General features: G+C 63.9%; 17 protein-coding genes and 1 tRNA gene. 6 read left to right on the top strand and 12 right to left on the bottom strand.

Annotated elements, in window-relative coordinates:
- Positions 1-37: 37 nt before the first annotated feature.
- Positions 38-649, top strand: a complete 612-nt coding sequence (locus ACT6Q8_RS08860; protein ID WP_054168688.1) for a LysE family translocator — start codon at positions 38-40, stop codon at positions 647-649.
- 88 nt (positions 650-737) lie between these two features.
- The gene (locus ACT6Q8_RS08855) at positions 738-1,040 is read left to right on the top strand and encodes an SCP2 sterol-binding domain-containing protein (RefSeq protein WP_054168689.1); all 303 of its coding nucleotides are present in this window, start codon (positions 738-740) and stop codon (positions 1,038-1,040) included.
- Between the two features lie 49 nt (positions 1,041-1,089).
- Here ACT6Q8_RS08855 and ACT6Q8_RS08850 read toward each other — a convergent pair whose 3' ends face one another.
- Positions 1,090-3,576 carry a M10 family metallopeptidase C-terminal domain-containing protein gene (locus tag ACT6Q8_RS08850; RefSeq protein ID WP_444733231.1) on the bottom strand — a complete coding sequence of 829 codons (2,487 nt, stop codon included), beginning with the start codon at positions 3,574-3,576 and terminating at the stop codon, positions 1,090-1,092.
- Between the two features lie 221 nt (positions 3,577-3,797).
- On the opposite strand from ACT6Q8_RS08850, the gene pyrC reads away from it, so the two are divergent.
- Positions 3,798-5,084, top strand: a complete 1,287-nt coding sequence (gene pyrC, locus ACT6Q8_RS08845; RefSeq protein ID WP_054168691.1) for a dihydroorotase — start codon at positions 3,798-3,800, stop codon at positions 5,082-5,084.
- Between the two features lie 32 nt (positions 5,085-5,116).
- Entirely contained in the window at positions 5,117-5,731 is a 615-nt protein-coding gene (plsY, locus tag ACT6Q8_RS08840; RefSeq protein WP_444733230.1) for a glycerol-3-phosphate 1-O-acyltransferase PlsY, read from the top strand.
- 148 nt (positions 5,732-5,879) lie between these two features.
- Here the strand turns inward: plsY and ACT6Q8_RS08835 are convergent, their stop codons facing one another.
- From ACT6Q8_RS08835 to ACT6Q8_RS08810, 6 genes are all read right to left on the bottom strand, one after another.
- A complete protein-coding gene (locus ACT6Q8_RS08835) occupies positions 5,880-7,655 on the bottom strand; it encodes an ABC transporter ATP-binding protein (protein ID WP_444733229.1) in 1,776 nt (591 codons plus the stop codon).
- Positions 7,656-7,754: 99 nt separating this feature from the next.
- Positions 7,755-8,096 carry a PilZ domain-containing protein gene (locus ACT6Q8_RS08830; RefSeq protein ID WP_444733228.1) on the bottom strand — a complete coding sequence of 114 codons (342 nt, stop codon included), beginning with the start codon at positions 8,094-8,096 and terminating at the stop codon, positions 7,755-7,757.
- Positions 8,097-8,098: 2 nt separating this feature from the next.
- Positions 8,099-9,277, bottom strand: a complete 1,179-nt coding sequence (locus ACT6Q8_RS08825; RefSeq protein WP_444733227.1) for a PP2C family protein-serine/threonine phosphatase — start codon at positions 9,275-9,277, stop codon at positions 8,099-8,101.
- A 5-nt stretch (positions 9,278-9,282) separates the two neighbouring features.
- A complete protein-coding gene (locus ACT6Q8_RS08820; protein WP_082372420.1) occupies positions 9,283-10,047 on the bottom strand; it encodes an ATP-binding protein in 765 nt (254 codons plus the stop codon).
- Positions 10,048-10,060: 13 nt separating this feature from the next.
- Complete coding sequence (locus ACT6Q8_RS08815; protein WP_054168696.1) at positions 10,061-10,366, bottom strand: STAS domain-containing protein; 306 nt, start codon at positions 10,364-10,366, stop codon at positions 10,061-10,063.
- 17 nt (positions 10,367-10,383) lie between these two features.
- A complete protein-coding gene (locus ACT6Q8_RS08810; protein WP_054168697.1) occupies positions 10,384-11,220 on the bottom strand; it encodes a hypothetical protein in 837 nt (278 codons plus the stop codon).
- A gap of 469 nt (positions 11,221-11,689) precedes the next feature.
- Between ACT6Q8_RS08810 and ACT6Q8_RS08805 the strand changes: the two genes are divergently transcribed.
- The gene (locus ACT6Q8_RS08805; RefSeq protein WP_444733226.1) at positions 11,690-12,718 is read left to right on the top strand and encodes a DUF2786 domain-containing protein; all 1,029 of its coding nucleotides are present in this window, start codon (positions 11,690-11,692) and stop codon (positions 12,716-12,718) included.
- A complete protein-coding gene (locus ACT6Q8_RS08800) occupies positions 12,715-13,887 on the top strand; it encodes a sialidase family protein (RefSeq protein WP_444733225.1) in 1,173 nt (390 codons plus the stop codon). Before ACT6Q8_RS08805 ends, ACT6Q8_RS08800 begins: the two co-directional genes overlap by 4 nt.
- Before the next feature lie 108 nt (positions 13,888-13,995).
- Here the strand turns inward: ACT6Q8_RS08800 and ACT6Q8_RS08795 are convergent, their stop codons facing one another.
- The 5 genes from ACT6Q8_RS08795 to ACT6Q8_RS08775 form a co-directional block, all read right to left on the bottom strand.
- Entirely contained in the window at positions 13,996-17,808 is a 3,813-nt protein-coding gene (locus tag ACT6Q8_RS08795) for a response regulator (protein WP_444733224.1), read from the bottom strand.
- Positions 17,809-18,061: 253 nt separating this feature from the next.
- Positions 18,062-18,137: transfer RNA gene (locus ACT6Q8_RS08790), tRNA-Lys, on the bottom strand.
- A gap of 91 nt (positions 18,138-18,228) precedes the next feature.
- Complete coding sequence (gene coaD, locus ACT6Q8_RS08785) at positions 18,229-18,750, bottom strand: pantetheine-phosphate adenylyltransferase (RefSeq protein ID WP_054168750.1); 522 nt, start codon at positions 18,748-18,750, stop codon at positions 18,229-18,231.
- Between the two features lie 132 nt (positions 18,751-18,882).
- A complete protein-coding gene (gene gyrA / locus ACT6Q8_RS08780) occupies positions 18,883-21,612 on the bottom strand; it encodes a DNA gyrase subunit A (protein ID WP_444733223.1) in 2,730 nt (909 codons plus the stop codon).
- Between the two features lie 107 nt (positions 21,613-21,719).
- Positions 21,720-23,096, bottom strand: coding sequence for an MATE family efflux transporter (locus tag ACT6Q8_RS08775; RefSeq protein ID WP_444733222.1), 1,377 nt, complete (start codon positions 23,094-23,096; stop codon positions 21,720-21,722).
- Positions 23,097-23,162: the final 66 nt, after the last annotated feature.

The raw sequence follows: 23,162 nt of genomic DNA, 5'->3' as shown, positions 1-23,162 counted from the left end.
ATCTGACACCTGAAACCTTGTTTGCGGGTGCCGTGCCATGGAACTGACCGCCCTGATGATTTTTGTCGGCATCTATGCCGTTGCCGTCGCCTCCCCCGGCCCCGGCGTGGCCGCCGTAGTGGCACGCGCCATGGGCAGCGGTACGCGACGCACTCTGCCCTTCATCGCCGGCATCGTGATCGGCGATCTTGTCTGGTTCGCCCTGGTGGTGGGCGGGCTGGCGGTATTGGCGCAGAGCTTCCAGATTGTCTTCACGATCATAAAATATGCCGGTGCCGCCTATCTGCTGTATCTTGCGTGGAAACTGTGGCGGGCACCGGCCAAGGGCATCGACGAACAGCCGCAGATCAAGGGCGAGGGCTTCAAGCTGGTGCTGGGTGGTCTGGGCCTGACCCTGGGCAATCCCAAGACCATGGTTTTCTTCCTGGCCATCCTGCCACAGGTCATCCCGCTGCAGGCGGTCACGCCGCTGGCCATTGTGGAGCTGTGCGCCATCATGGTGGTGGTGCTGGGTGGCATCATGACGGGTTATGCCATGCTGGCCGACAGCGCGCGGCGCTTCATCGCGACCCCGGAACGCATGCGGACAGTCAACCGTGCCACCGGCGGGTTGATGGCTGGCGTCGCGGTCGCGGTCGCGGCCCGCTGACCCCTGGTCGCCTGGCCTTCTTGCCTGGACAAGGCAACTACGCTATAAGTTCCGCTTACGTAAACGTTAGAAAATCAAGAGGAACGTCATGACCGTTGACCAGATCGAAGCCCAGATGAAGGCCAATGTGCTGAATTTCGTCGGCCTGGGCGCGCTGGTGAAGTTCGAACTGGGCGGCGGCAGCACGCTGTTCATCGATGGCCGCACCACCCCGCCGACCATCAGCCGCGAAGGCGGCACGCCGGACACGACGCTGACCATCTCTCCAGAGAATCTGGCGAAGCTGGCCGACGGCAAGCTGGCACCGACGCTGGCCTTCATGACCGGCAAGCTGAAGGTCAGCGGCAGCATGGGCATCGCCCTGAAGCTGGCCAACATGCTGGAAGATTGATACCCACTTCGGGATCAAACCGTCGCAGGCGGTGGCGGGCAAATGCCCGTCACGTCAGCCAGTAATGGCCGTCGGAACCGTTCTCAAACAATCCGGTCAGCACCGCAGCGGCCTCCATCGGAGCCGCTGCACCGGAGGAATTCGTCACCACACTGACGGTGATGCGATAATCCTTAGACGTGGAACTGAACGCTTCCAGTTCGATATAGATATCTTCTGCCGCCATCGTGAAGAACTCCGTCGTCATGGACGGATAGCGGCCATAGTCAGTTATCACTGACACATTATCTTGCCCCCGCAAACTCAACGACGCGAGGTTCGGGCTGCTGGATTGGGTCAGGAATTCGACGGTGACCTTGTATCTCGTATAGGCATCGCCGTGGAATTTGAACCAGTCGACATCATCGATGTTGCTGAAACTGTCCGTCACCGCCTTGCCCAGGGCGAGCAGGTGCTGCGTCTGGTCAGTGCCATAGGGCGTGCCGTCCGTGCGATTGCCGGCCAGATAGGCCTTGGTCGCCGCCAATTGCCAATCATCCCCCGTAATGTTGTTCTTCATGGCATAGGCGGTGACATCGAACTTGGCCGTGTCCAGTCCCTGTGTCAGGCCGGTGGTGACGTAATGCCGGGTCAATGCCGCGAGATCATACCCGACAGAGGCCACGACAGTGGGGTTTGAACCGGCATAATCATAGACATTGAAGCTCTTGTCCGTCCGCCCCTCCACCACGCCATAATAGAAATAGTGGAAATAGGCGCGGTCCAGGTCATAGCCGAAGGCACGGGCAAGATCGGGGTTCGAGGCCAGATAATTGCCGACGTCGAACTTCACCTCCCGATATTCCTTCACACCGCTATTCAGATAATGCTGAAGCCCTGCGGCGGCATTCATGCCGATGCTGGCCCGCAGGTCGGCATAGGAGGCGACATAGGCAAGACCGTCGAACGTGATGCCCAGACCTTTGGGCGCCCCGTTCTGGATATAGTCGATCATGCCGCCCGCAGCACTCAACCCGATCGTATCAAGGCGCGAGGTATCGCTGGCTAGCCAGGCCAGCCCATCGAAGCCCGCAACCTTCCGGCCCTCGCGATACCCATAGGTAATGTAATGCATGGTGGCGGCGGTCAGGTCATAGCCGAAGGCGGCGATCAGGTCCTTGTTGCTGGCCAGATAGTCGAGCGCGCTGAACCCATCCAGGCTGCGGTTTTCATTCTTGCCGAAGGTCAGCCAATGGTTGGTGGCGGCTGTCAGGTTGCCGCCAAAGGCCAGGATAAGATCGGGATTGGCCGCGACATACAGCATGCTACTGAAATCCAGCCCGGCCACCTGCTGCCGGGTGAGGGTCTGCCCCACCGATCCGCTGAAACTGAAACTCTCGACATTGTTGACCAGGATGCTGCCGGTCGGGCCGCGCAGGGTCAGGGTGCCGTCGGCATTGCTGACGGCGCGGTACAGATCCTTGGCCCCCTGCAGCTGCAACAGGTCGGTCCCTGCCCCGCCATCCACCGTGTCATTGCCGATGGTCAGCGTGATCACATCGTCGCCGGCCCCCGTCAGAATACGGTTGGCCAAGGCATTGTCGCGAACCGTATCGGTCCCCGCGCCTGTGGTCACGTCGGCGATATAGGTTGCAAAGGCAATCGACAGGTTACGGACCAGGCCGGCCGCATCGGAATAGGAGCCGGGGCGCAGGTCGATATTGGAGGTGTTGGTGAAACCGGACAGGTCCAGGCTGTTACGCCCCCCACCGTCCCAGACGGTGACAACCGGCTGGGTATTGACCGTGAAGTCCAGCACGCTGCGCCCGGCGGTACTGTTGAACCCATAGACCGTGTCATCGGACCGGGTCGCATAGTTGCGACCATAGAAATCCTGAACCGCCAGCAGATCATAGATCATCGGCGTGGCGGCGTATTTGCGGCCATGATTGCCGCCAACCTCCGACGCACTGAAATAGGACATGATGGTGTAGAGGCGGCTGTCCTGCATGAAGGTGGCATTGTTGGCATAGGTCGCCTCCCCCTTGTCCGAAGCATTGTAATTGCCCGGATGGTTGAGGCCCAGCGCATGCCCGATCTCATGCATCATGGCGGTCAGGTCATAGGAGCCGGGGGTGCGCCCGCCCCAGCTATCCTTGCTACCATCCAAATTGACCCAGACGGGCCGGGTCGTGCCGGACGTGAAGGCAAATCCCCAGACACCGCTGGAAATGCTGCTGGAATTGGCAAAGGTGATCTGTCCCTGCCTTTCGGCGGCGGTCGCATCCTCTTTGAAGGTCAGGTTCGCCACGTCTGACCAGAGCTGCAGCGCCAGCCGGGCCGTGTCCTTCTGCGCGTCGGTAAAGACATTGAAGCCGGTATAGTCCGAACCGGAACTGCTGGACGGCCTGCTGGTCAGGAAGCTGTAGCCGATAACCTGTTTCGGGGCCCAGGCGCCCCCATTTTCTTCCTGCAGGCGATCAATGAACGCGGCGTCGGAAATGGCAGGCTTGGCACCCGTTGCCATCGCGCTGGCCGCAAGCTCGGCCGTGGTCACAGCGTGGGAATCCTCAAGCCTGCCGCACAGAACGCACATGATGCTTCACATCCTGCCAAGACGAACCTTTGCATCAGCCTAGCAGAAGCCTGCGGGCCGATGACAGCAGTGCAAATGGATGAGCCTGCCAATTTTCAACCTCCGCCCGCGAAATCAGCACGCCGCGCCGCCGCCGCCTCTGGTAAATACCCCCGGGACCACGCCAGGGAGACGACAGCGCCATGACCCAGCCCGTGCTTTACCGCAATGCCCGTCTGATCGACCCGGCCAGCGGCCTGGACCAGATGGGCGACCTGTTGACCAATGGTGGCAAGATCGCCGCCATCGGCGCCGATGCTGCACGCGACCTGCCGGCAGGTGCGGAGATTGTGGATGCAACGGGTCTGGTCCTGGCCCCCGGCCTCGTCGATCTGCGTGCCCAGGTGGGTGAACCGGGGCTGGAACATAATGAGACGATCCAGACGGCCAGCCGCAGTGCGGCCGCCGGCGGCATCACAGCACTGGCAGCCTTGCCCAACACCGATCCCGTGATCGATGACGAGGCCGGCCTAGAATTCATCGCGCGCCGGGCGCGGGAAACCAAGCTGGTGAAGATCTTCGCCTATGGCACTGTCACGCGGGAGACGGCGGGTAAGGAGATCAGCGAGATCGGTCTGCTGGCCGAGGCCGGGGCCGTGGGCTTCACCGATGGCGGCCCCATTGCCGACCCGGCCCTGATGCGCCGCGTCCTGTCTTATGCCAATGGTTTCGGGCAGACGATTTTCCAGCATCCGTCGGAGCCGCGTCTGGCCGGCGGCGTTATGAATGCGGGCGAGATTGCCACCCGCCTTGGTCTGTCCGGTATTCCGGGCATGGCCGAGGTCATCATGCTGGAACGCGACCTGCGTCTGGTGGAGATGACGGGGGGCCGCTACCATGCCGCCAATATCTCCACCGCCGAATCCGTTGCCGTCATCCGCCGGGCCAAGGCGCGCGGGCTGAAGGTCACCTGCGATACCGCCCCGCCCTATTTCGCACTGACGGAAGTGGATGTCGGCGATTACCGCACCTTCTTCAAACTGTCGCCGCCGCTGCGGGGCGAGATGGACCGCCGCGCCATCATCGAGGGGCTGGCCGACGGCACCATTGATGCCATCGCGTCCGACCATCACCCGCATGACCAGGACAGTAAGCGCGTGCCCTTTGCCCAGGCGGCCTTTGGCGCCGTGGGTCTGGAGACGCTGCTGCCGTTGACCCTGGAACTGGTGCATAAGGGCGCGATGCCCCTGTCGCGCGCACTGGCGGCTGTCACCTCGATTCCCGCCGATATCCTGGGCTTGCGTCATCTGGGCCGGCTGTCGGTGGGCGGACCCGCCGATCTGGTGCTGTTCGATCTGGACCGGCCCTGGCGGGTGGAGGCCGAGAAACTGGCGTCGAAGTCCAAGAACAGCTGCTTTGACCGCCGCCCGGTCCAGGGCATGGTCTTGCGCACCATCGTGGATGGGCGCACGGTGTTCGCCCGCGACTGATTGCAGACCGACCACAAACAAGAAGCAAGACCATGGCCGATCTCTCCCCGCTGCCGCTGATCCTCGCACTGATCGGCGGCTACCTGCTTGGCTCCATCCCGTTCGGCCTTGTCCTGACCCGGCTTGCCGGTTATGGCGATATCCGCCAGATCGGCAGCGGCAATATCGGCGCCACCAATGTGCTGCGCACCGGCAACAAGCCGCTGGCCCTTGCCACCCTGCTGCTGGATAGCGGCAAGGGCGCCATCGCCACCCTGATCGCGCTGTATGTCGCAGGCACGGAGGCCGGGATCGCCGCGGCGGCGGGGTCCATGCTGGGCCACAGTTTCCCCGTCTGGCTGGGCTTCAAGGGCGGCAAGGGTGTGGCCACCTCGCTGGGCGTGCTGCTGGCCATTTCCTGGCCCGTGGGGCTGGCGGCGTGCGGCACCTGGCTGCTGGCGGCCGTGCTGTTCCGCATCTCGTCCCTGTCGGCCCTGATCGCCGTGGGGGCCAGCCCTGTGGTGGCCTGGTTTCTGGCCGGTCCCGCCGTGGCGGGCCTGTGCCTGTTCATCGCGGTGCTAGTCTATATCCGCCACAAGGACAATATCGCCCGACTTCTGAAGGGCGAGGAACCGAAGATCGGCGCGAAGAAAAAGGAAGGGGCGTAATGCCAATTCCCGGTGATCGTAACCGATCACCGGGCCTCAGTCGCCGGCGCCGACATCTGTCGGCTTGGCTTTCGCGGCATGTGCCGCGCGGCGGCAGTCGCCGCCGACCCATATACCGGCGAGTTCACCTCACCGGTATATGTGTTAGTCACGCCCCACCCTGCAGCGCCTGATACCGCGCATAGGCCCCACCGGCGGCCAGCAGTTCGCCATGCGTCCCCTGCTCCACCACCCTGCCCTGATCCATCACATAGATGTGATCGGCATCGGCGATGGTGGAGAGGCGATGGGCGATGACGAGCGTGGTCCGGCCCGCCGCCAGACGCCGCAGCGCATCCTGCACGGCGCGTTCGGACGCGCTGTCCAGGGCTGAGGTCGCCTCATCCAGCAGCAGGATGGGCGCGTTTTTCAACATGGCGCGGGCAATGGCAATGCGCTGACGCTGTCCGCCTGACAATTTCAGGCCCATTTCGCCGACCATGGTGTCGTAGCCATGGGGCAGTTCCATGATGAATTCATGGGCCGCCGCATCGCGGGCCGCCGCCTCCACCTCTGCCCGGCTGGCGCTGGGGCGGCCATAAGCGATGTTGGCCAGGATCGTGTCGTCGAACAGGGCGGTTTCCTGACTGACAAGCGCGATGGAGGCGCGCAGGCTGGACAGGGTCAGGTCACGCACATCGTGCCCTGCCACGCTAACCGACCCGTCCGTCACCTCATAAAAGCGGGGGATCAGGTTCAGGACCGTCGTCTTGCCTGATCCGGACGCCCCGACCAGGGCCACCGTGCGGCCCGCCGGCACCATGATATCCACGCCATCCAACGCCTCCTTCTCCCCATCATAGGAGAAGTGGACGCCGGAAAAGCGGATATCGTGGGTGGCATCTGCCGGCAGCGTTGCCGCGCCCGGCCGGTCGGTGATGGATGGCGGCATGTCCAGCACACCCAACACCCGTTCCGCCGCCGCCAGCCCGACCTGCAACTGCGCATTCAGCTTGGTCAGGGCCTTCATGGGCTGATAGGCCAGCATGAAGGAGCCGATGAAGCTGACCAACTGTCCCGCCGTGCGCGTACCGTCGGCAATGGCCAGGCCGCCATAGATGATGACGCCCACGACGGCGGCACCACTGAAAATCTCGTTGATGGGCAGCATGGAGGCGCCGGTACGGTAGCTTTTGGCCGTCAGCTTGCGCAGCCGGTCAATGGTCATACCGACCCGCGCCTCTTCATGCGCTTCCATGCCATAGGCCTTCACATGGCGCGCACCCTGGAAGGTCTGGCCCAGCACGGCGGAGAAATTACCCAGTTCCGTCTGCTGGCTGGTCGCGATGCGGCGCAGACGCTTGCCCAGCCGGCCCAGGAACCAGCCCGATACGGGAAACACCGTGAAGGCGATCAGGCCCAGGCGCCAATCCTGATAGAACATCATGATGACCAGAACAACCAGCGTCAGGCTGTGATTGACGGCCCCGGTCAGGCATTCCGACACGGCAAGCCGCATCTGGTTCACATCATTGACCAGATGCGAAATCCACTGTCCCGAGGCGCGGCCATGCAGATAGGCAAGGTCGGAACGGATCAGGTGGCCATAGACCTGTGCCTGGATGCGCGCCACGATGCGCTGCCCCACATGGTTGACCAGCACCGAATGGCCATAGGCCGCCGTACCGCGCACAAAAAATGCCGCCATGATCAGGGCCGCGAAGGGCAGCAGGAAACCCTGATTATCCGGCTGGAACGCGCGGTCAAGCAGCGGCTGGAAACCCCAGGCTACCGCCCCGGTCCCCGCCGCCTCCAGCGCCATCAGCAGCAAGGCCGCCAGAAGCTTCGGCTTGTATGGCCCCAGATAGGCCCCGGAAAGCCGGCGCAGAAGGGCGCCGGTCGGGGTCGTGCGCTTGACGGCGGGTGCAGGAATGGGTTTGGCCAAGGTCAGGTTCCGTGGGTGGCACGCGAAAGACCATAGCACATGGCCCGTGCATCACGCCGACGCAAGGGCGGCGTCCAGGACCCTGGCATTCCCGCGCAGTTACGGCGTTACCGGGCTCTGCCCCCGGGCCCAGCCGGCGACGATGGCGCCGATGCCTTCCTTGGAAAATTCAATCCCGATTCCCATTTCGGTGCGTCGCACGACACGGGCATTGGCGGTCAGCGCGATTTGCGGGATTTCCAGTTGCAGCAGCGTGCCGATGGTCAGGTCGGGGGCATCCACCAGCATGGCCCCGCTGGGTGACACGTCGCGCATGTTGCATTCATGCCCTTCTCCGCCCGCCTGGATGCGGACGGGGAACTGCACCGCATGCCGGTCGTACCGGCGGCGGTTGGGCTTGAACAGACCCTTGAACCAGTTGAAGAGGGACATCGCCGGCATGGTCATACCCTGCTGATGCAAATGGCGGTCAGATCGTCGGCCAGGGGCCGTGCAGCCATAGTGTCGAAGGCGGCGAGCAATCGTGCAAGCCTGTTCTCGCCCCCTGGGAAACATTGCCGGACAAGGCGCAGCAACCCATCCTCCCCGATCAGGTGGCCGCCCTTGTCATCCGCCTCCGTCATCGCGTCGGAATAGATCAGGACAGAGGCCCCGCGCGGAAACGGCACCGTATCGGCGGTCAGGGATGGGTTGTTGGAAACACCCAGCATCAGGCCGCTGGCATCCAGCATCGTTACGTGACCGTTATGAAACAGCATGGGGCTGGGCGCCCCGGCGGCGGCATAGGACAGGGTGCCCAGGCGGCTGTCGATGATCCCATAGAAGCAGGTGGCGAACTGTCCCACGGGCAGCAGGTCCTTCAAGGGCCGGTTCAGCATGGTCAGCCATTCCACCGGTTCGAACCCCTGCGGCGGAATACGTTCGATCAGGGTATGGAATCGGAAGGTGTTGATGGCCGCCGAAATGCCATGGCCGGAGAAATCCGCCGCCAGCACGCCCAACTGATCGTCGCCCAAGTCGAAAATGGTCCAGAAATCGCCACCCAGTTCGTCCGACGGCTCAAAATGGCCCTCAATGGACAGCTTATGACGCTGGCTGGCCCCGGCGATGGTGCGGGCATCCGGGATCAGGGATTTCTGCATCGACCGGGCCAGTTTCAGATCGCTCTGCAAACGGCGGTGGAAGTCCGTCAGATTGCGAAAGAAGAACTGCTTTTCCAGATGCAGGCGGACACGCGCCATGCATTCGCCCGGATTGATGGGCTTGGTGATGATGTCGCTGGCCCCGGCCTCAAAACATTTCACGCCCGCCGGATCGCTGGACGCCGATGTCTGCATCAGCACGGGAAGGTCGGCCCAGGCCGGCTCGCCACGGATATGGCGGCAAAGGCTCAACCCATCCATCACCGGCATGTCGGTATCGAGCAGGATCAGGTCGTAGCTGGTGGTTCGCAGATGGGCCAGCCCTTCCTCTCCATTGCCCGCGAAATCAATGCGACCGATGCCCACCCATTGCATGAACCGCGACAGGATTTCCCGGTTAAAGCGGCTGTCATCGACAATGAGAACGCGGCAATCGGCAAAGCTGATCCGGTTGGGGCCCAGGGCCGGGAGGGGCGGCACCTCCGTCATCGGCGGAAATACAGGTTGGCGGCACGCCCGCCCTCGGTGAAGGCGACGCGGTCGGCCAGTTCACCCATGATGCGGATACCCCGGCCCGACTTGGCCTCCAGCCGTTCCACCGCCGTCAGGACATGGCCAGGATGGCCCCGCCCCTCGTCCCGGATGGTGATGCACAGCATGTCCGGTTCGGCCACCGCCTCCACCGTCACGCGGCGGGCGGCATGGGCGCGGTCGGCCAAACGGGTCTGGACCGCACGGAAGAAACCGTCAAAGGCGCCGGCATCGGCGGATGGCCCCTGATGGACATCCAGATTGCCATGGACGATGGCGTTGCTGACCGCCTCATGCACACAGATTTCGGCATCGGCCCGGCGGTCGGCAGACAACCAGCCCCGCGCCACCATGGTGGCACAAAGATGCGGTGCCAGATCCAAACTGAAACAGGTCGCCGTCGACAAGGACACATGCAGACAGGGCGGCCCCGACAACAACGTCAGCAGTCCCGGCGGCAGGTCCGTGTCATCGCCCAGTTCAACATAGGCCGACCCACCCAGCGAAAGGGAGGCGCCAATATCACGGACGCATCCCCGCAAGGCCACCAGGATATCAGGGGCCGCCGTCAGTTCCCCCATCTCCGCCGCTTCGACGGCCCAATCGACAACACGAAGCCCATGCCCCGTTGCCAGCCGCCACAGCAATGCCGACGCCACCTCCCCGCCTATGGATGGCGGGTGGGGGTGCGCGGCAGAGGGGTCGGCGGCAGTCACCATCGGTGCGCCAGGATCAGGGGGTGACGCGGAACAGGGTCTGGAACTTGGCGATCTGCAGGATACGCTTTACCGACTCCTGCGCGCCGAACAGCTCGATCTCCATTTTCTTCGGCAGGGCGACGTCGCGGGCGATGAGGAACATGCCCAGGCCGGAACTGTCGACGAATTCCAGCTTCGTCAGATCGAAAATGCAGACGGTGCCTTCCGCCTTTTCGATCGCATCGACGACGTTGCGGAACTTTTCATGGTCGATCAGCGTCATACGGCCCGACAGGGTGACGCGCAACCCATCAGCGGCGGTGTGGACGGTGTAGTCCATCAGAAGTCTCCGTTAAATCAGTCGAACAGATTGTCGATTTCGGATTGATCAAGCGGGTTCGGCGGCTCCTCATCCGCCGCAGAGGCGGCGGCAGGGGCCGCCGGCTTCGGCGGCGGCGGGGGCGGCGACGCCGGACGCGGCGCCGGAGTGGCCCCCGACATCAACGCATCCACATCATTCTGGTTCACACCATCATCACGGGGGCCGCCCAGCAGATGCGCATCAGGACGCGTATCGACCGGACCGGCGGGGGCCGGCGCCTTCACGCCTTCGATGCTCCAGATGGAGATCATGGCGTTGATACGCTGCTCCACATAGCGCAGGGCGTTGACCACCTTGCTGGTGCGCTGCCCCGTCAGGTCCTGGAAGGAACAGGCCGTGAAGATATTGGTGACTTCGTTCTCGATATCGCTGACCAGATCGGCATCGGCGCCCAGACGCTTCAGCCGGCCCGCGACCTCCATCAACCGTTCGGCAGATTGCAGAATCTCGATCGAGGCCCGCTCCGTCGTGGAAACGATGGCATCCAGTTCGTTGGTGGCGATGTCCAGACGGTTGTTGGACTGGTCCTTCGGACGCAGCGCCGCAATCTCGCGTCGCGCATGTTCGATGGAAGCCGCCATTTCCAGCAGCTCATTACGCAGCACCTCGGCCCGGCCAGAGGTCTGCATCAGGCTGGCCTGGCTTTCGAACAGATAGCGCAAGTCCTGCAACGCCGCGTCGACCTTTGACTGGCCCGCGTCGCCCGCCCGGCGCGCATGCTCGCGCAGAAAGGCAAGTCCTTGCGGCGACTGTGCGATTCGGTCGTAAAGGGCGGTATACTCCGCCTCTGACAGACCCGGAATGTTACCCATTTCGTGCAAGATGCCGCACCATTCCTTATGTCGGGCCGTTACCCGGTCCCGCCGCCCCACGCGGCTGGCAACCCGGCCCGTCTTATTGCTACCACCATCCGGGTAAGCGCAGCAAATGATTGCACCGCGTCGGGATGCGGATTTTGTCTGCTACCGGCAAATCCTTGGGCGCCACGGGGATCATCAGGATCGGATCAGTGTTTGCCGTCCGGGTCATTCACCAATCCCCTGCCCTTTAGCCATTACCGCCCCTATTGCGCTTCGATAGAATTTAGATTGCGTATGTATGTCAGCACTTGATGCCGGACGGACACGGACTTCCATAATGGCGCAGAATCGTCTCTTTACCGGAAACTGTCAGGCTCGTCGCGCAACCAAGGATCGGGAGAATTTGTGCGCTGCCGCGTGGCCGAACTGGACAGGGCGCAGGGTGCTGCTATGCTGACCGTCCAATATGGACGGTTTTCGTATGCTGGATCTCGTTAAGCTGGGCAAGGTGCTGGCCCTGGTCGACAGCTCGAACGAGGGCGAGGCCGCCGCCGCCATTGAAAGCGCACGGCGCCTTCTGGCCCGCGATGGCAAACGCTTCGCCGATCTGGCCGCGATGCTGATGGAAACAGCACCGGTCACACCGCCGCCGCCTCCCCCGCCTGCACCTCCGCCCCCGCCGCCGCCCGCAGCACCCCAGGCCGCCACCGCCACCCCACGGCCCGACTTCAAGGGCCGGCGGGCGCGGGCCGGTGTGCCCGATGCGCAAGCCGTACTAGACCGGCATGGCGGGCGCGACGCCGTGATGGCCCCCTGCTCCCGCGAAAAGCTGCTGCGGGCCGCTGTCGCCCGCTGGTCGATCGCACAGGATGCCCCCAATGAGCGCTGGACACGCAGCCTGTCCGGCTGGACCAGCGACAGCCTGCCCCGGCACATGCCCCCGGAAATCCGCCGGGCCGTGGAAACCGCCTATTCCCTGCCGATCAGTGTCACGGGGGCGCTGGCAGAGCTTGAATATTGGGAGAAGCGTGGGTTCGAAATCGCGTCTGTCCGGGGCCTGGACGGACAGCTGATCGCCGAGGATATCGAGCCGACACGCCATCTGGACCTGCCCGCCTATGCCCGCGCCATCGTGATCCGCCGGCTTGTCGAACATGGGCTGCGCGCCGCAACGATCCAGGATGCCCTGGCCAGGGCCGAGTATTGGCGGGCGCATAGCGGGCGCGGCAGTTGGGTGGAGGCAGCGATCCTGGCCGACCTGCGCCATCTGGCCGGTATCGACCGCGCGGGCCGGGACCCGGATGGGCCGGAGACGGAGATCGGGTCACCGACCCATTTCCGCACCGCCTCGGAACGGCGCGAGGAAGTGATGCGGATTCTGTCCGATCCCGCCATGGCCAGCCTGCCCGACCGTGAAATCGCCCGGCGTGTCGGCGTATCGCCGCAGACGGTGGGCAACCTGCGCCGCCGCGTTACCGATGGGGCCCAGACACAGGGAAACCAGATATGAAACTCCTGCCGGGCCTTGCCTTGTTGAGCACCCTCACCCTTATGACACCGGTGGCTATGGCGGATGCACCGCCCTATACCGTGGCAACCGGCCTGTTCAACCATGATCGGCCCGGTGATCTGGGGCTGGTGCCGGCACCGGGAACGGAGACTTTCACGATCTTCTCCCCCGGCGCCGACGCGCGGGATAAGTTCCATAACGGTGTCGTGCTGATCGCCTTCAAGGGACGGCTGCATGCACAATGGCAGGCATCGCAGCGGGACGAAGATACGCTGGACACCTGGATCGCGCACAGCGTCAGCGATGATGGCGGCAAGACCTGGTCCCCGCCCGCCGCCCTGTCGCCCCCCGCCACCAAACCGGGAGAGATGCGCTCCAACGGCGGCTGGTGGACCGATGGGCGGCAGTTGGTCGCCTTCACCAATGTCTGGCCAACGGGGTTTCAGTCCGGCGATGGCGGTTATGCTGAATACCGGATCAGTACGGACGGACAGAACTGGTCACCGCCACACCGCGTGATGGGCAAGGATGGAAAGCCCGTTGAGGGCATTATTGAGCAGGACCCCCACGCCCTTCCCGATGGCCGCATCATCACCGCCTTTCATCAACGGCCGGGCATGATCGTCGCCCCCTGGTACACGGATGATCCGCTGGCCGTGACGGGCTGGGTTCGTGGGCGGTTTGACAATCTGCCGCATGAGGGACGGGTCAGCCGGGAGTTGGAACCCAGCCTGTTCCTGCGCGGGGATTGCGCCATCATGGTGTTCCGCGATCAGGCCGAAAGCTTCCGGCAACTGGCATCGGAAAGCTGCGACCGGGGCGAAAGCTGGACGACACCTGCGCTGACCGCCATGCCCGATGCACGGGCCAAGCAGAGTGCCGGCAACCTGCCAGACGGCACCGCATTTCTGGCCACAGCTGTGAGCCAGGACAAGGCACGGATTCCGCTGGCGCTGACCCTGTCGGCGGACGGACAGGTGTTCGACCGCTCGTTCCTGCTGCGCGGTGCCGGCGACTTGCCGCCTTTGAGGTATGCAGGCCGGTTCAAACGCCCCGGATATCATTATCCCAAAAGCCTGATCTGGAATGGCTATCTCTACGTGGCCTACAGCACGAACAAGGAAGATATCCAGGTGACGCGCGTGCCGCTGACCTCGCTGGCCCGCTGACCGGTGTCATACCAGCGGGCGGGCGCATTCGCGCCCTTGGCTACGCCGCATGGGCGGCGCGGCGGCAGTCGCCGCCGTACCATCGGTCACAATTTATGACCGACGGTATCAGGCGCCCTCTTCCTCATCCTCTTCCTCGCGGATCAGGGGCGATGACATTTCGGCACGCACCTGATCGATCAGGGAGGTGGCGGTAAAAGGCTTGCCAATGAAGCCATCCATGCCTGCCACCGCCAGTGCCGGCCAGGCCCGCGACCGTTCCGCCGCCGTCATGCCGATGATGCGCACATGCCGTCCCGGCCCTGGCAAGGCCCGGATACGACGCGTCGCAGCGGCCCCATCCATGCCCGGCATCTGCACATCCATCAGGACGGCATCGAACGACGTGTCTGCAACGGCATCGATGGCCTGCTGCCCCGACAGGGCCTGACTGACGCGGTACCCGGCACGGGCCAGCACGCTGGTTACCAGGGTCAGGTTCATGTCGTTATCATCAACCACCAGGATATGGGGAGCCTCCGGCTCCACCGGGGGCAACGCGGCTGTGCTCGTCGCATCCACCTCCGGCGTTTGGGCGGGCCGCTGCGCCAGCCGGGCAAGGATGGCAGACAATCGGTCCAGCACGGGCTCAACGGAAGTGGCCCAGTTATCATCGCCAGAGCGCATCATGTCTTCCACTGCGCGAGCCTGATCACCCAGGTCGGCGGCACCGATGCTGGCCGCGGTACCGGCCAGTGTGTGCAGGATGGGCAGGACTTTATCCGCATCGCGCGCTTGGATCGCCGTACGCAAATGCAGGAAATCCGCCCCCTGCTGCCGCGCGAATCCATCCAGAAGCCGAAGCAGCAGATCAGGATTGCCATCCGCCCGTTTCAGCGCGTCCTCCACATCCAGGAGCGGCGGCAGTTCACGCAGGAAATTGATCATCAGGCGCGGTGGGACGTTCAGGGGCGTAGAGACCGCGGCTGCGGCTGCGTCGCGGCGCGGCAGCCAGGTCAGCAGCGCTTCGACCAGTTCATCCACCACCACGGGCTTGGTGACATGGCCGTCCATGCCGGCCTCCCGGCATTTCTGCCGGTCGCTTTGCAGCGCGTGTGCGGTCATGGCCAGGATGGGCAGGCGCGGCTTGCCCGGCACGGCCAGCGCCTCCTCCCGGATCACGCGGGTCGCCTGATACCCGTCCATCACCGGCATCTGGATATCCATCAGCACCAGATCGAACCGACCGGCCTTCACCTTGTCGGCGGCCTGCCGCCCATCCTCGGCCAGGGTGACATGCATGCCCCAGCGGGTCAGCATGTCGAACGCAACCTGCTGGTTCAGCGGGTTATCCTCGACCAGCAGGATTTCGCCACCGGCAACCGGGGCCAGCCTTTCCTCGGGCCGGGCGCTGATCGATGCCGGCCCCCGCGCCTGCGCGAAGGACTGACGCAACGCCTCGCGCAGGGCCGTGGGCGTCACGGGCTTGGCCAGGATATTGCGCACGGGCGTGCCCGCCGTGGCGGCGGCCAACTCGTCCACATCATAGGCAGTGACCATCAGCATGGGCGGTGGCGGCGACGCGGCGGCCATGATGGCACGGCACAAATCCAGTCCGTCCGTTCCCGGCATGCGCCAATCGGCGATGACGAGATCGTACCCCGCCCCCTCGCTGCGGCGCAGACGTTCCAGCGCCTTTTCAACCGTCTGCACCCCCTCCACCGCCAGCCCGTACTGTTCCAGCATGCTGGTCAGCACGTCGATGGCCAACGCGCTGTCATCGACCAGCAGAGCGCGCTTGCCCGTCAGGTCCACGTCGCTGTGCAGCAGATCGCCGGATGTGACAGGGCGCCAGCGCAGCGGCAGGCTGAAATGGAAGCGGCTGCCCTGCCCGACGGCGCTTTCAACGCCAATGGTGCCTCCCATCATCTCCACCAGTTGCCGGCTGATGGCGAGACCCAGCCCGGTGCCGCCATAGCGGCGGGTGGTGGAACTGTCGGCCTGGGAGAAGCTGATGAATAGCCGTTCCATCTGCTCCGCGCTCATGCCGATGCCGGTATCCTCCACCTGCACCGACAGGCGCAGGCTCTCATTCTCCTCCGCTTCGAAGGCAGCGGTGACGGTGACACGGCCCTCATGGGTAAACTTGATGGCATTGGCGATCAGGTTGCTGATCACCTGGGTCAGGCGCAGCGGGTCACCCAACAGAACACGCGGCGCCCCCGTGGGCCGGCGCAGGATGAATTGCAAACCATGGCGCCGCGCCTCATCGGCATGCAGCGAGGCAACGGCATCCAGCAGCTCATCCAGCAGGAAATCAACGCATTCGATGGTGACGCGGCCAGCCTCGATCTTCGACAGGTCAAGGACGCTGTTGATGATGCCCAGCAGGGATTTGCCGGCCTCTTCGATCTTGGTGAGATATTCCCGCGCCTTGGGCGGCAGATCGGTGCGCAGCGCCAGATAGCTCATGCCGATCACGGCATTCATGGGCGTGCGGATTTCATGGCTCATATTGGCCAGGAATTCCGACTTGGCGCGGCTGGCGGCCTCGGCGGCCAGCTTCGCCTCGCCCAGCGCCTCGGCAAGCCGCTGCAGCTCTTCCTCGCGCCGGCGCGCCTGGGTAACATCGGCATAGGACGTGACAAAGCCACCGCCCGGCATCGGGTTGCCATGGGCCTCCAGCACGGTTCCGTCAGGCCTTGTCAGTTCGAAATGATGCGGCTCGTTGTTGGCGGTGGCGCGCAGCCTTTCATCAATCAGGGCATCGACACCGTCCGGCGCCACGGGGCCATATTCTTCCCGCAGGGCTTTCCAACGGATCAGGTCGCGCATGCCCACGCCCTGCCGGCACAGGCCGGGTGGCAGGCCATGCATGGAAATGAAGCGGGTATTGAAGGCCAGTACGCGCAGATCGGCATCAAAGGCCACAATCCCCTGATCCACCGTATCCAGGACGGTGGCCAGCATCGTTTCCCGCGACCGCGCCGTGGCCCGCGTCTCCTCAAGCAGGCTGACATCCTGGAAGGTGCGAATCCATTGGCTGACACGACCGCCATCACCCAGGACGGGGGCGCTTTCCTCCCGAATCCAGCGATGGCCGCCATCGGGCATGGTCAGCCGGCACAGGCGGTTGATGACACCATCGGCGCTGCGCAGTGCGTCCGCCTGTTCCCCCGCCTCCAGACGTTCGGCGATCAGGGCGGGCAGCCGATCGGTGGACATCGCCTCGTCATGCGACAGGCCCATGAGACGCGGCAGATTGCCGGAGATTTCGCAACCGCCGTCCACATCCTCCACCAGCCAGGCCAGATTGGCGACGCGCTGCGCCGCTGCCATCCTTTCCTCTCCCCAGCGCAGGGCGCGAAACCCTTCCCAGTTGCCGCGCAGGAACAGGATCTGCCCCATGGTCATCAGCAGCATCAGCAGGGATGTGCCCAGCCAGATTGGGTCGCTGCGATCGGCGATGCTCAACACGATGGCAGCCGCCATCATGGGGCCGGCATAGGCGACGCAGGCCTGCGGCACCACCGACAGGGCGGCGTTGGCTCCCACCGCCAGGAAGGCGCAGCCGCCGAGCAGCAGCGCCTTTGCCTCCAGCGGTGCGTTGGACAGGTAGAACAGCATCATGCCGCCCCAATAGAGGCCCATGATGCTTGAACTGGCGATGATGATGCGGATGCGGCGGCGGGATGCCGTGCGTGGCGGGCGCCGCCCCCGGCTGCGCAACAGGCCCCGAATGGCCGGCAGCATCAGCAGGGGCACACCCAGCAGCAGGGGTGTCAACGCCAGAAACGAGAAATCATGCCAAAGGACGACAGCACCGATCCATGCGCCCAACAGATTTCCCAGGATGATCATGGGCAACTGCCGCACAAAGGCCGCCGATTGTGCGGCCCTTATCGTTTCATCGTCCTGGATACGGTACCAAGGGCTCAACACAGGCGTGTTCCGTGCACAAGAGAAGTGGAAACACGACCGGAACCCCGTCGTCGCCGGAATCGCCCGTCGCCGTCACTGGTGGATGGCTTTCCACACAGCATAGTATGTAGGCGACACGCATGGTGCGCAATCGCCCGCTTATATCCTTTGGACAGGGAACGGATTTTTCCAGCGATGATGGCATCATCGGAAAAACGAAAGACCCGGAACAATGTCCGGGCCTTTTCGTAACAGACTGAATTTACTTCGGGGATGGTGATTCCGGTGGGATTCGAACCCACGACCCCATGATTAAAAGTCACGTGCTCTACCGACTGAGCTACGGAATCATGCTCCCGAAGTGGCGCGCACCATAGGCAAGCCGACAGCGTCCGTCAACATGCGCGATGCGGCACCGCACCTTTGATTTTTCGCAGGGCTTCACCCCGGCTTGTTCACCCTTTCGGCATCGAAACGAGCCTGAAGGCTGGCCGCGACGCGCGGGCTGACAAACTGGCTGATATCACCACCCAGCCGCCCAATCTCCTTCACGAAGCGGGACGAGATGAACTGATGCTTGTCGGAGGCCATCAGGAAGACAGTATCGACAGCCGGGTTCAGGCGGGCATTCATGCCGGCCATCTGAAACTCATATTCGAAATCCGAAACGGCGCGCAGGCCGCGGATGATCACCGATGCCCCGCAATCGACCGCGAACTTCATCAGCAATTTATCGAAGGGCCGCACCTCGACATTGAAACCCTGTTGCCGCAACGTCGCCAGTTCACCCGCCACCAGGGCCACACGTTCATCGGTGGTGTAGAGCGGGCCCTTGCCGGCATTGCTGGCCACGCCAACGATCAGATGATCCACCATACGGCAGGCGCGCTGGATAATGTCGAAATGACCATTGGTCACCGGGTCAAATGTACCCGGATAGACGCCGATACGCGAAGCCACCATGGTCCTCTTCCCCTTCCCCTCAAGGCTCTCTCTACTGACCGTCGGCCCGGGTCCATGGCCCGCGCACTTTTCCGGTCACCGGCGCGGGTTCCGAGGGCTCTCTCCCCGATACCCGCGCTGATCGTCGTGAACTCACTCGGTCGCAGCGGCCTCGGCGAGGTCGCCACTGGTTTCGGAACCGTCATCTTCCAAACGGGCGACCGACACCACCTTCTCCTCGCCCGACAGGCGGAACAGGGTGACGCCTTTGCTCTTGCGGCCCGTCAGGCGGATATCATGGACAGGCATGCGGATGACCTGACCGCCATCGCTGACCATCATCAGCTGATCCGTCTCATGGATGGGGAACACGGCGGCAATCGCCTTGTTGCGGTCCCCCATATCCATGTTCCAGATGCCCTGGCCGCCGCGGCCCGTCAGGCGATATTCATAGGCTGAGGTGCGCTTGCCAAAGCCCTGCTCGGACACGGTGAGGATCATTTCCTCGCGTGCCTTCATCTCGGCAAACTGTTCGGGCGACAGCGTCGCCTCGCCCACCGGCTCGGCATCCACATCCACCGTATCGTCGGTATCCTCACCCTCGGCCCGGCGCAACTCGCGCGCCTGCTTCAGATAGGCGGCGCGTTCTTCCATGCTGTAATCGGTATGGTGCAGGATCGACATGCCGATCACCGCATCGCCGTTCGCCAGCCTGATGCCACGCACACCGGTAGAGGTGCGACCGGAGAAGACGCGCACCTCCGTCACGGGGAAGCGGATGCAGCGGCCCAGGTGGGTAGCGAGCAGCACATCATCCTGATCGGTACAGGTGCGGACGGAAATCAGGGTCTCGCCCTCTTCCTCCAGCTTCATGGCGATCAGGCCGTTGGCACGGATATTCTGGAAGTCCGACAGCTTGTTGCGGCGGATGCCGCCCTTGCTGGTGGCGAACACGATCTCCAGATCGCCCCAGGTGCCCTCATCCTCCGGCATCGGCATGACGGTGGAGATGGTTTCCCCCTCCTCCAGCGGCAGCAGATTGACCAAGGCCTTGCCGCGTGTCTGCGGCGTGCCTTGCGGCAGGCGCCAGACCTTCAGCTTGTGCACGATGCCGCGGCTGGTGAAGAACAGCATGGGCGTGTGCGTGTTCGACACGAACAGGTCGGAGACATTGTCCTCCGCCTTCAGGCTCATGCCCGACCGGCCCTTGCCGCCCCGCGCCTGGGCGCGATAGGTGGACAAGGGCACGCGCTTGATATAGCCGCCCTGGGTGACGATAACGACCATGTCCTCGCGCTGGATCAGATCCTCGATATCGGACTCGAACTCCGATTCCTCGATCTGGGTGCGGCGCGGCGTGGCGAAGCGGGCCTTCATCTCGCCCAGCTCGTTGCGGATCACGTCCAGCAGCAGGCCACGCTCGGCCAGGATCGCCAGGAACGTCTTGATCTGATCGGTAACGCCGGTCAGTTCTTCGCCGATCTTGTCACGCTCCAGCCCGGTCAGGCGGTGCAAGCGCAGGTCCAGGATGGCGCGGGCCTGGGCTTCGGACACGCGGTAGGTGCCGGCCTCAGACAGGCCACGGCCCGGCTCGTCAATCAGCGCGATCAGTGGCGCCACGTCGGCGGCGGGCCAGTCGCGGGCCATCATCTGCTCACGCGCCGTCTGCGGATCGGGCGCGCTGCGGATCAGGGCGATCATCTCGTCCAGATTGGCGACCGCGACAGCCAAACCGACCAGGATATGGGCGCGTTCGCGGGCCTTGCCCAGCTCGAACTCGGTCCGCCGCGTCACCACCTGTTCGCGGAAACGGACGAAGGCGGCGATGATGGTCTTCAGATCCATCAGCTCCGGCCGGCCGCCATTCAGCGCCAGGGTGTTCACGCCGAAGCTGGTCTGCAGCGCGGTATGGCGGAACAGCTGTGCCAGCACCACCTCAGCCACGGCGTCGCGCTTCAGTTCCACGACCACGCGCACGCCGTCGCGGTCCGACTCGTCGCGGACATCGCTGATGCCCTCGACCAGCTTCTCGTTCACGCATTCGGCGATGCGTTCCAGCAGCTTGCCCTTGTTCACCTGGAACGGGATTTCGGTGGCGACGATGGCCCAGCGATCCTTGCGGATCTCCTCCACCTCCGTCTTGGCGCGCATGATCACGCTGCCACGACCGGTATGGAAGGCCGACCGGATGCCGGATCGACCCAGAATCAGGGCGCCGGTGGGGAAATCCGGGCCGGGAACGATCTCGATCAGCTCATCAATGGAGATGTCGGGATTGTCGATATAGGCCAGACAGGCGTCGATCACCTCCCCCAGATTATGGGGAGGGATGTTGGTGGCCATGCCCACCGCAATACCGCCGGCACCATTGACCAGCAGGTTGGGAAACTTGGCCGGAAGGACCGTGGGTTCTTCTTCCGACTCGTCATAGTTCGGCTGAAAATCGACGGTTTCCTTGTCGATATCGTCCAGCATGAATTCGGCGACCTTGGCCAGACGGGCCTCGGTGTAGCGCATGGCCGCCGCCGCGTCGCCATCCATGGAGCCGTAATTGCCCTGACCATCGATCAGGGGCAGGCGCATGGAGAAATCCTGCGCCATGCGGACCATGGCGTCGTAAATCGCACTGTCGCCGTGCGGATGGTATTTACCCATCACGTCACCGACGATACGCGCCGACTTCTTATAGGGCTTGGTGCTGTCGTATCCGCCTTCCTTCATGGCGAACAGGATGCGGCGATGCACGGGCTTCAACCCGTCACGCACATCCGGCAAGGCTCGGCTCACGATCACGCTCATCGCGTAATCGAGATAGGATCGCCGCATCTCATCTTCGATGGTGATGGGCGTGATATCGGACGGCAGAGCGGGCGTGGAAGTCACCGAGCGGAACTCGTCATTACGGGTCTACAAAACCAACGACCGGGCGTGTCCGGCCATCGGGCACCCCTTGTAGCACCATTCGCGGGTGCGAACAACGAAAGGGGAAATCAGCCTGCCGCCGCCCGCGCATCGCGCCGCGACAGCCACCAGAACCGCGCCATCAGGAACCCGACCGACACGATGCTGGCGATGAAAATCCCTTCAAAAAGGCCCAGCACACCGCGCCCCAGCGGAAAGGCCAGGAACCAGCCGACCGGCATCATAATGGCGTAATAGCTGATAAAGTGCAGTGCCGTCGGAACCCAGGTGTCGCTACGCCCACGAAGGGCCTGCGCCATCACCACCTGCCCGCCATCGGCCACCAGCAGCCAGGCAGAGAAGGCCACCACCGGCGCCGTCAGAGCCAGCACGGCGGCATCCTGCGTGAACTGCCCCGCGATCCAGCCGGGAAACAGCAGGAAGATGACGCCGACCAGCGCCAGGATGGCACTGGTCACGCCCAGTCCCGTCCAACCCGCCACCGTGGTTTCGGTTCGGTCGCCAGCGCCATAGGCATTGCCCACCCGCACAGAGGTTGCCGACGCCAGGCCCAGCGCGCACATGAAGGGCAGCGCGATCAGGTTCAACCCGATGGCATAGGCAGCGACCCCCACCGCCCCCAGCCAGCCCGCGAACAGGCCCAGCCCGCCGAACGCAGAGCCTTCCAGCCCGTTGGACAGGCCGGCGGCATAGCCGATGCGCCGCTGTTCGCGCCCGCCGTTCCACCATCCCTTGAACCCGCCGCGCACGCCCCATTCCTGCCGCTTCGGATGCCACCAGATATAGGCGATCATGCCGAAGGCGCAGAGCCAACGGAGCGCCGTGGTCGACCAGGCGGCCCCAATGGCGCCAAGGGCCGGCAAGCCGAAATGGCCCCAGACGAACATCCAGACCAGCAGGACGTTCAGGACATTGCTGATCAGCATGGCCACCATGCCCGGCAAGGGCCGTTTCAGCCCCTCCAGCCACAGCGAGCAGGCCAGATACAGCGCAGCCGGCGGCATGCCAAAGGCCATGACGGCCATGACATGCCCGGCCCCGCGCGCCAGATCCGGTTCTTGTCCTGTCAGCAGCAGGAACTGTTCCCCGAATAGGCAGATGCCGAACACGGCAGACCCGACCAGCAGCGCATAGGGCAGCGACCGGCGCCAGACGGTGCCGACCGTCCCCTCCTCCCCGCGCCCCACGGCCTGCGCCGTGACCACGACCGTGCCCAGCAGCAGGCCGACCATCACACCCATCATGACCGCGACAGGCGTGTGTCCCATGCCCAGATAGGCCAGTTCCTGCGCGCTGTAGCGACCCACGATCAGCGTGTCGGTCAGCGCCATGACGATAATCCCGGCCCGCGCGATGATAACCGGCACGGCCAGCCGAAACAGGTCACGCACATGGCGCTGAATACGGTGGGGAAGGGTTTCGGCCTGAAGGGCGACAGCAGTCATTTTGGGACGAGAATCCGATATCTTGAAACGCCGCGCACGATACATCCGATATCGGAAATGTCCAGT

Origin of the sequence: Niveispirillum sp. (assembly GCF_052437035.1) — a bacterium.
Lineage (GTDB): Bacteria > Pseudomonadota > Alphaproteobacteria > Azospirillales > Azospirillaceae > Niveispirillum.
Note: the sequence above shows the minus strand (reverse complement) of the source record. Positions and strands in the feature narration are given on the sequence as shown.

Bases quoted from the DNA above. Each gene is read 5' to 3' on its own strand.
- ACT6Q8_RS08855 (WP_054168689.1), top strand. From the start codon at position 738: ATGACCGTTGACCAGATCGAAGCCCAGATGAAGGCCAATGTGCTGAAT.
- coaD (WP_054168750.1), bottom strand. From the start codon at position 18,750: ATGGTGGCTTCGCGTATCGGCGTCTATCCGGGTACATTTGACCCGGTG.
- ACT6Q8_RS08860 (WP_054168688.1), top strand. From the start codon at position 38: ATGGAACTGACCGCCCTGATGATTTTTGTCGGCATCTATGCCGTTGCC.
- ACT6Q8_RS08830 (WP_444733228.1), bottom strand. From the start codon at position 8,096: ATGCCGGCGATGTCCCTCTTCAACTGGTTCAAGGGTCTGTTCAAGCCC.
- ACT6Q8_RS08815 (WP_054168696.1), bottom strand. From the start codon at position 10,366: ATGGACTACACCGTCCACACCGCCGCTGATGGGTTGCGCGTCACCCTG.
- ACT6Q8_RS08805 (WP_444733226.1), top strand. From the start codon at position 11,690: ATGCTGGATCTCGTTAAGCTGGGCAAGGTGCTGGCCCTGGTCGACAGC.
- ACT6Q8_RS08820 (WP_082372420.1), bottom strand. From the start codon at position 10,047: ATGGTGACTGCCGCCGACCCCTCTGCCGCGCACCCCCACCCGCCATCC.
- ACT6Q8_RS08800 (WP_444733225.1), top strand. From the start codon at position 12,715: ATGAAACTCCTGCCGGGCCTTGCCTTGTTGAGCACCCTCACCCTTATG.
- ACT6Q8_RS08810 (WP_054168697.1), bottom strand. From the start codon at position 11,220: ATGGGTAACATTCCGGGTCTGTCAGAGGCGGAGTATACCGCCCTTTAC.
- pyrC (WP_054168691.1), top strand. From the start codon at position 3,798: ATGACCCAGCCCGTGCTTTACCGCAATGCCCGTCTGATCGACCCGGCC.
- plsY (WP_444733230.1), top strand. From the start codon at position 5,117: ATGGCCGATCTCTCCCCGCTGCCGCTGATCCTCGCACTGATCGGCGGC.
- ACT6Q8_RS08775 (WP_444733222.1), bottom strand. From the start codon at position 23,096: ATGACTGCTGTCGCCCTTCAGGCCGAAACCCTTCCCCACCGTATTCAG.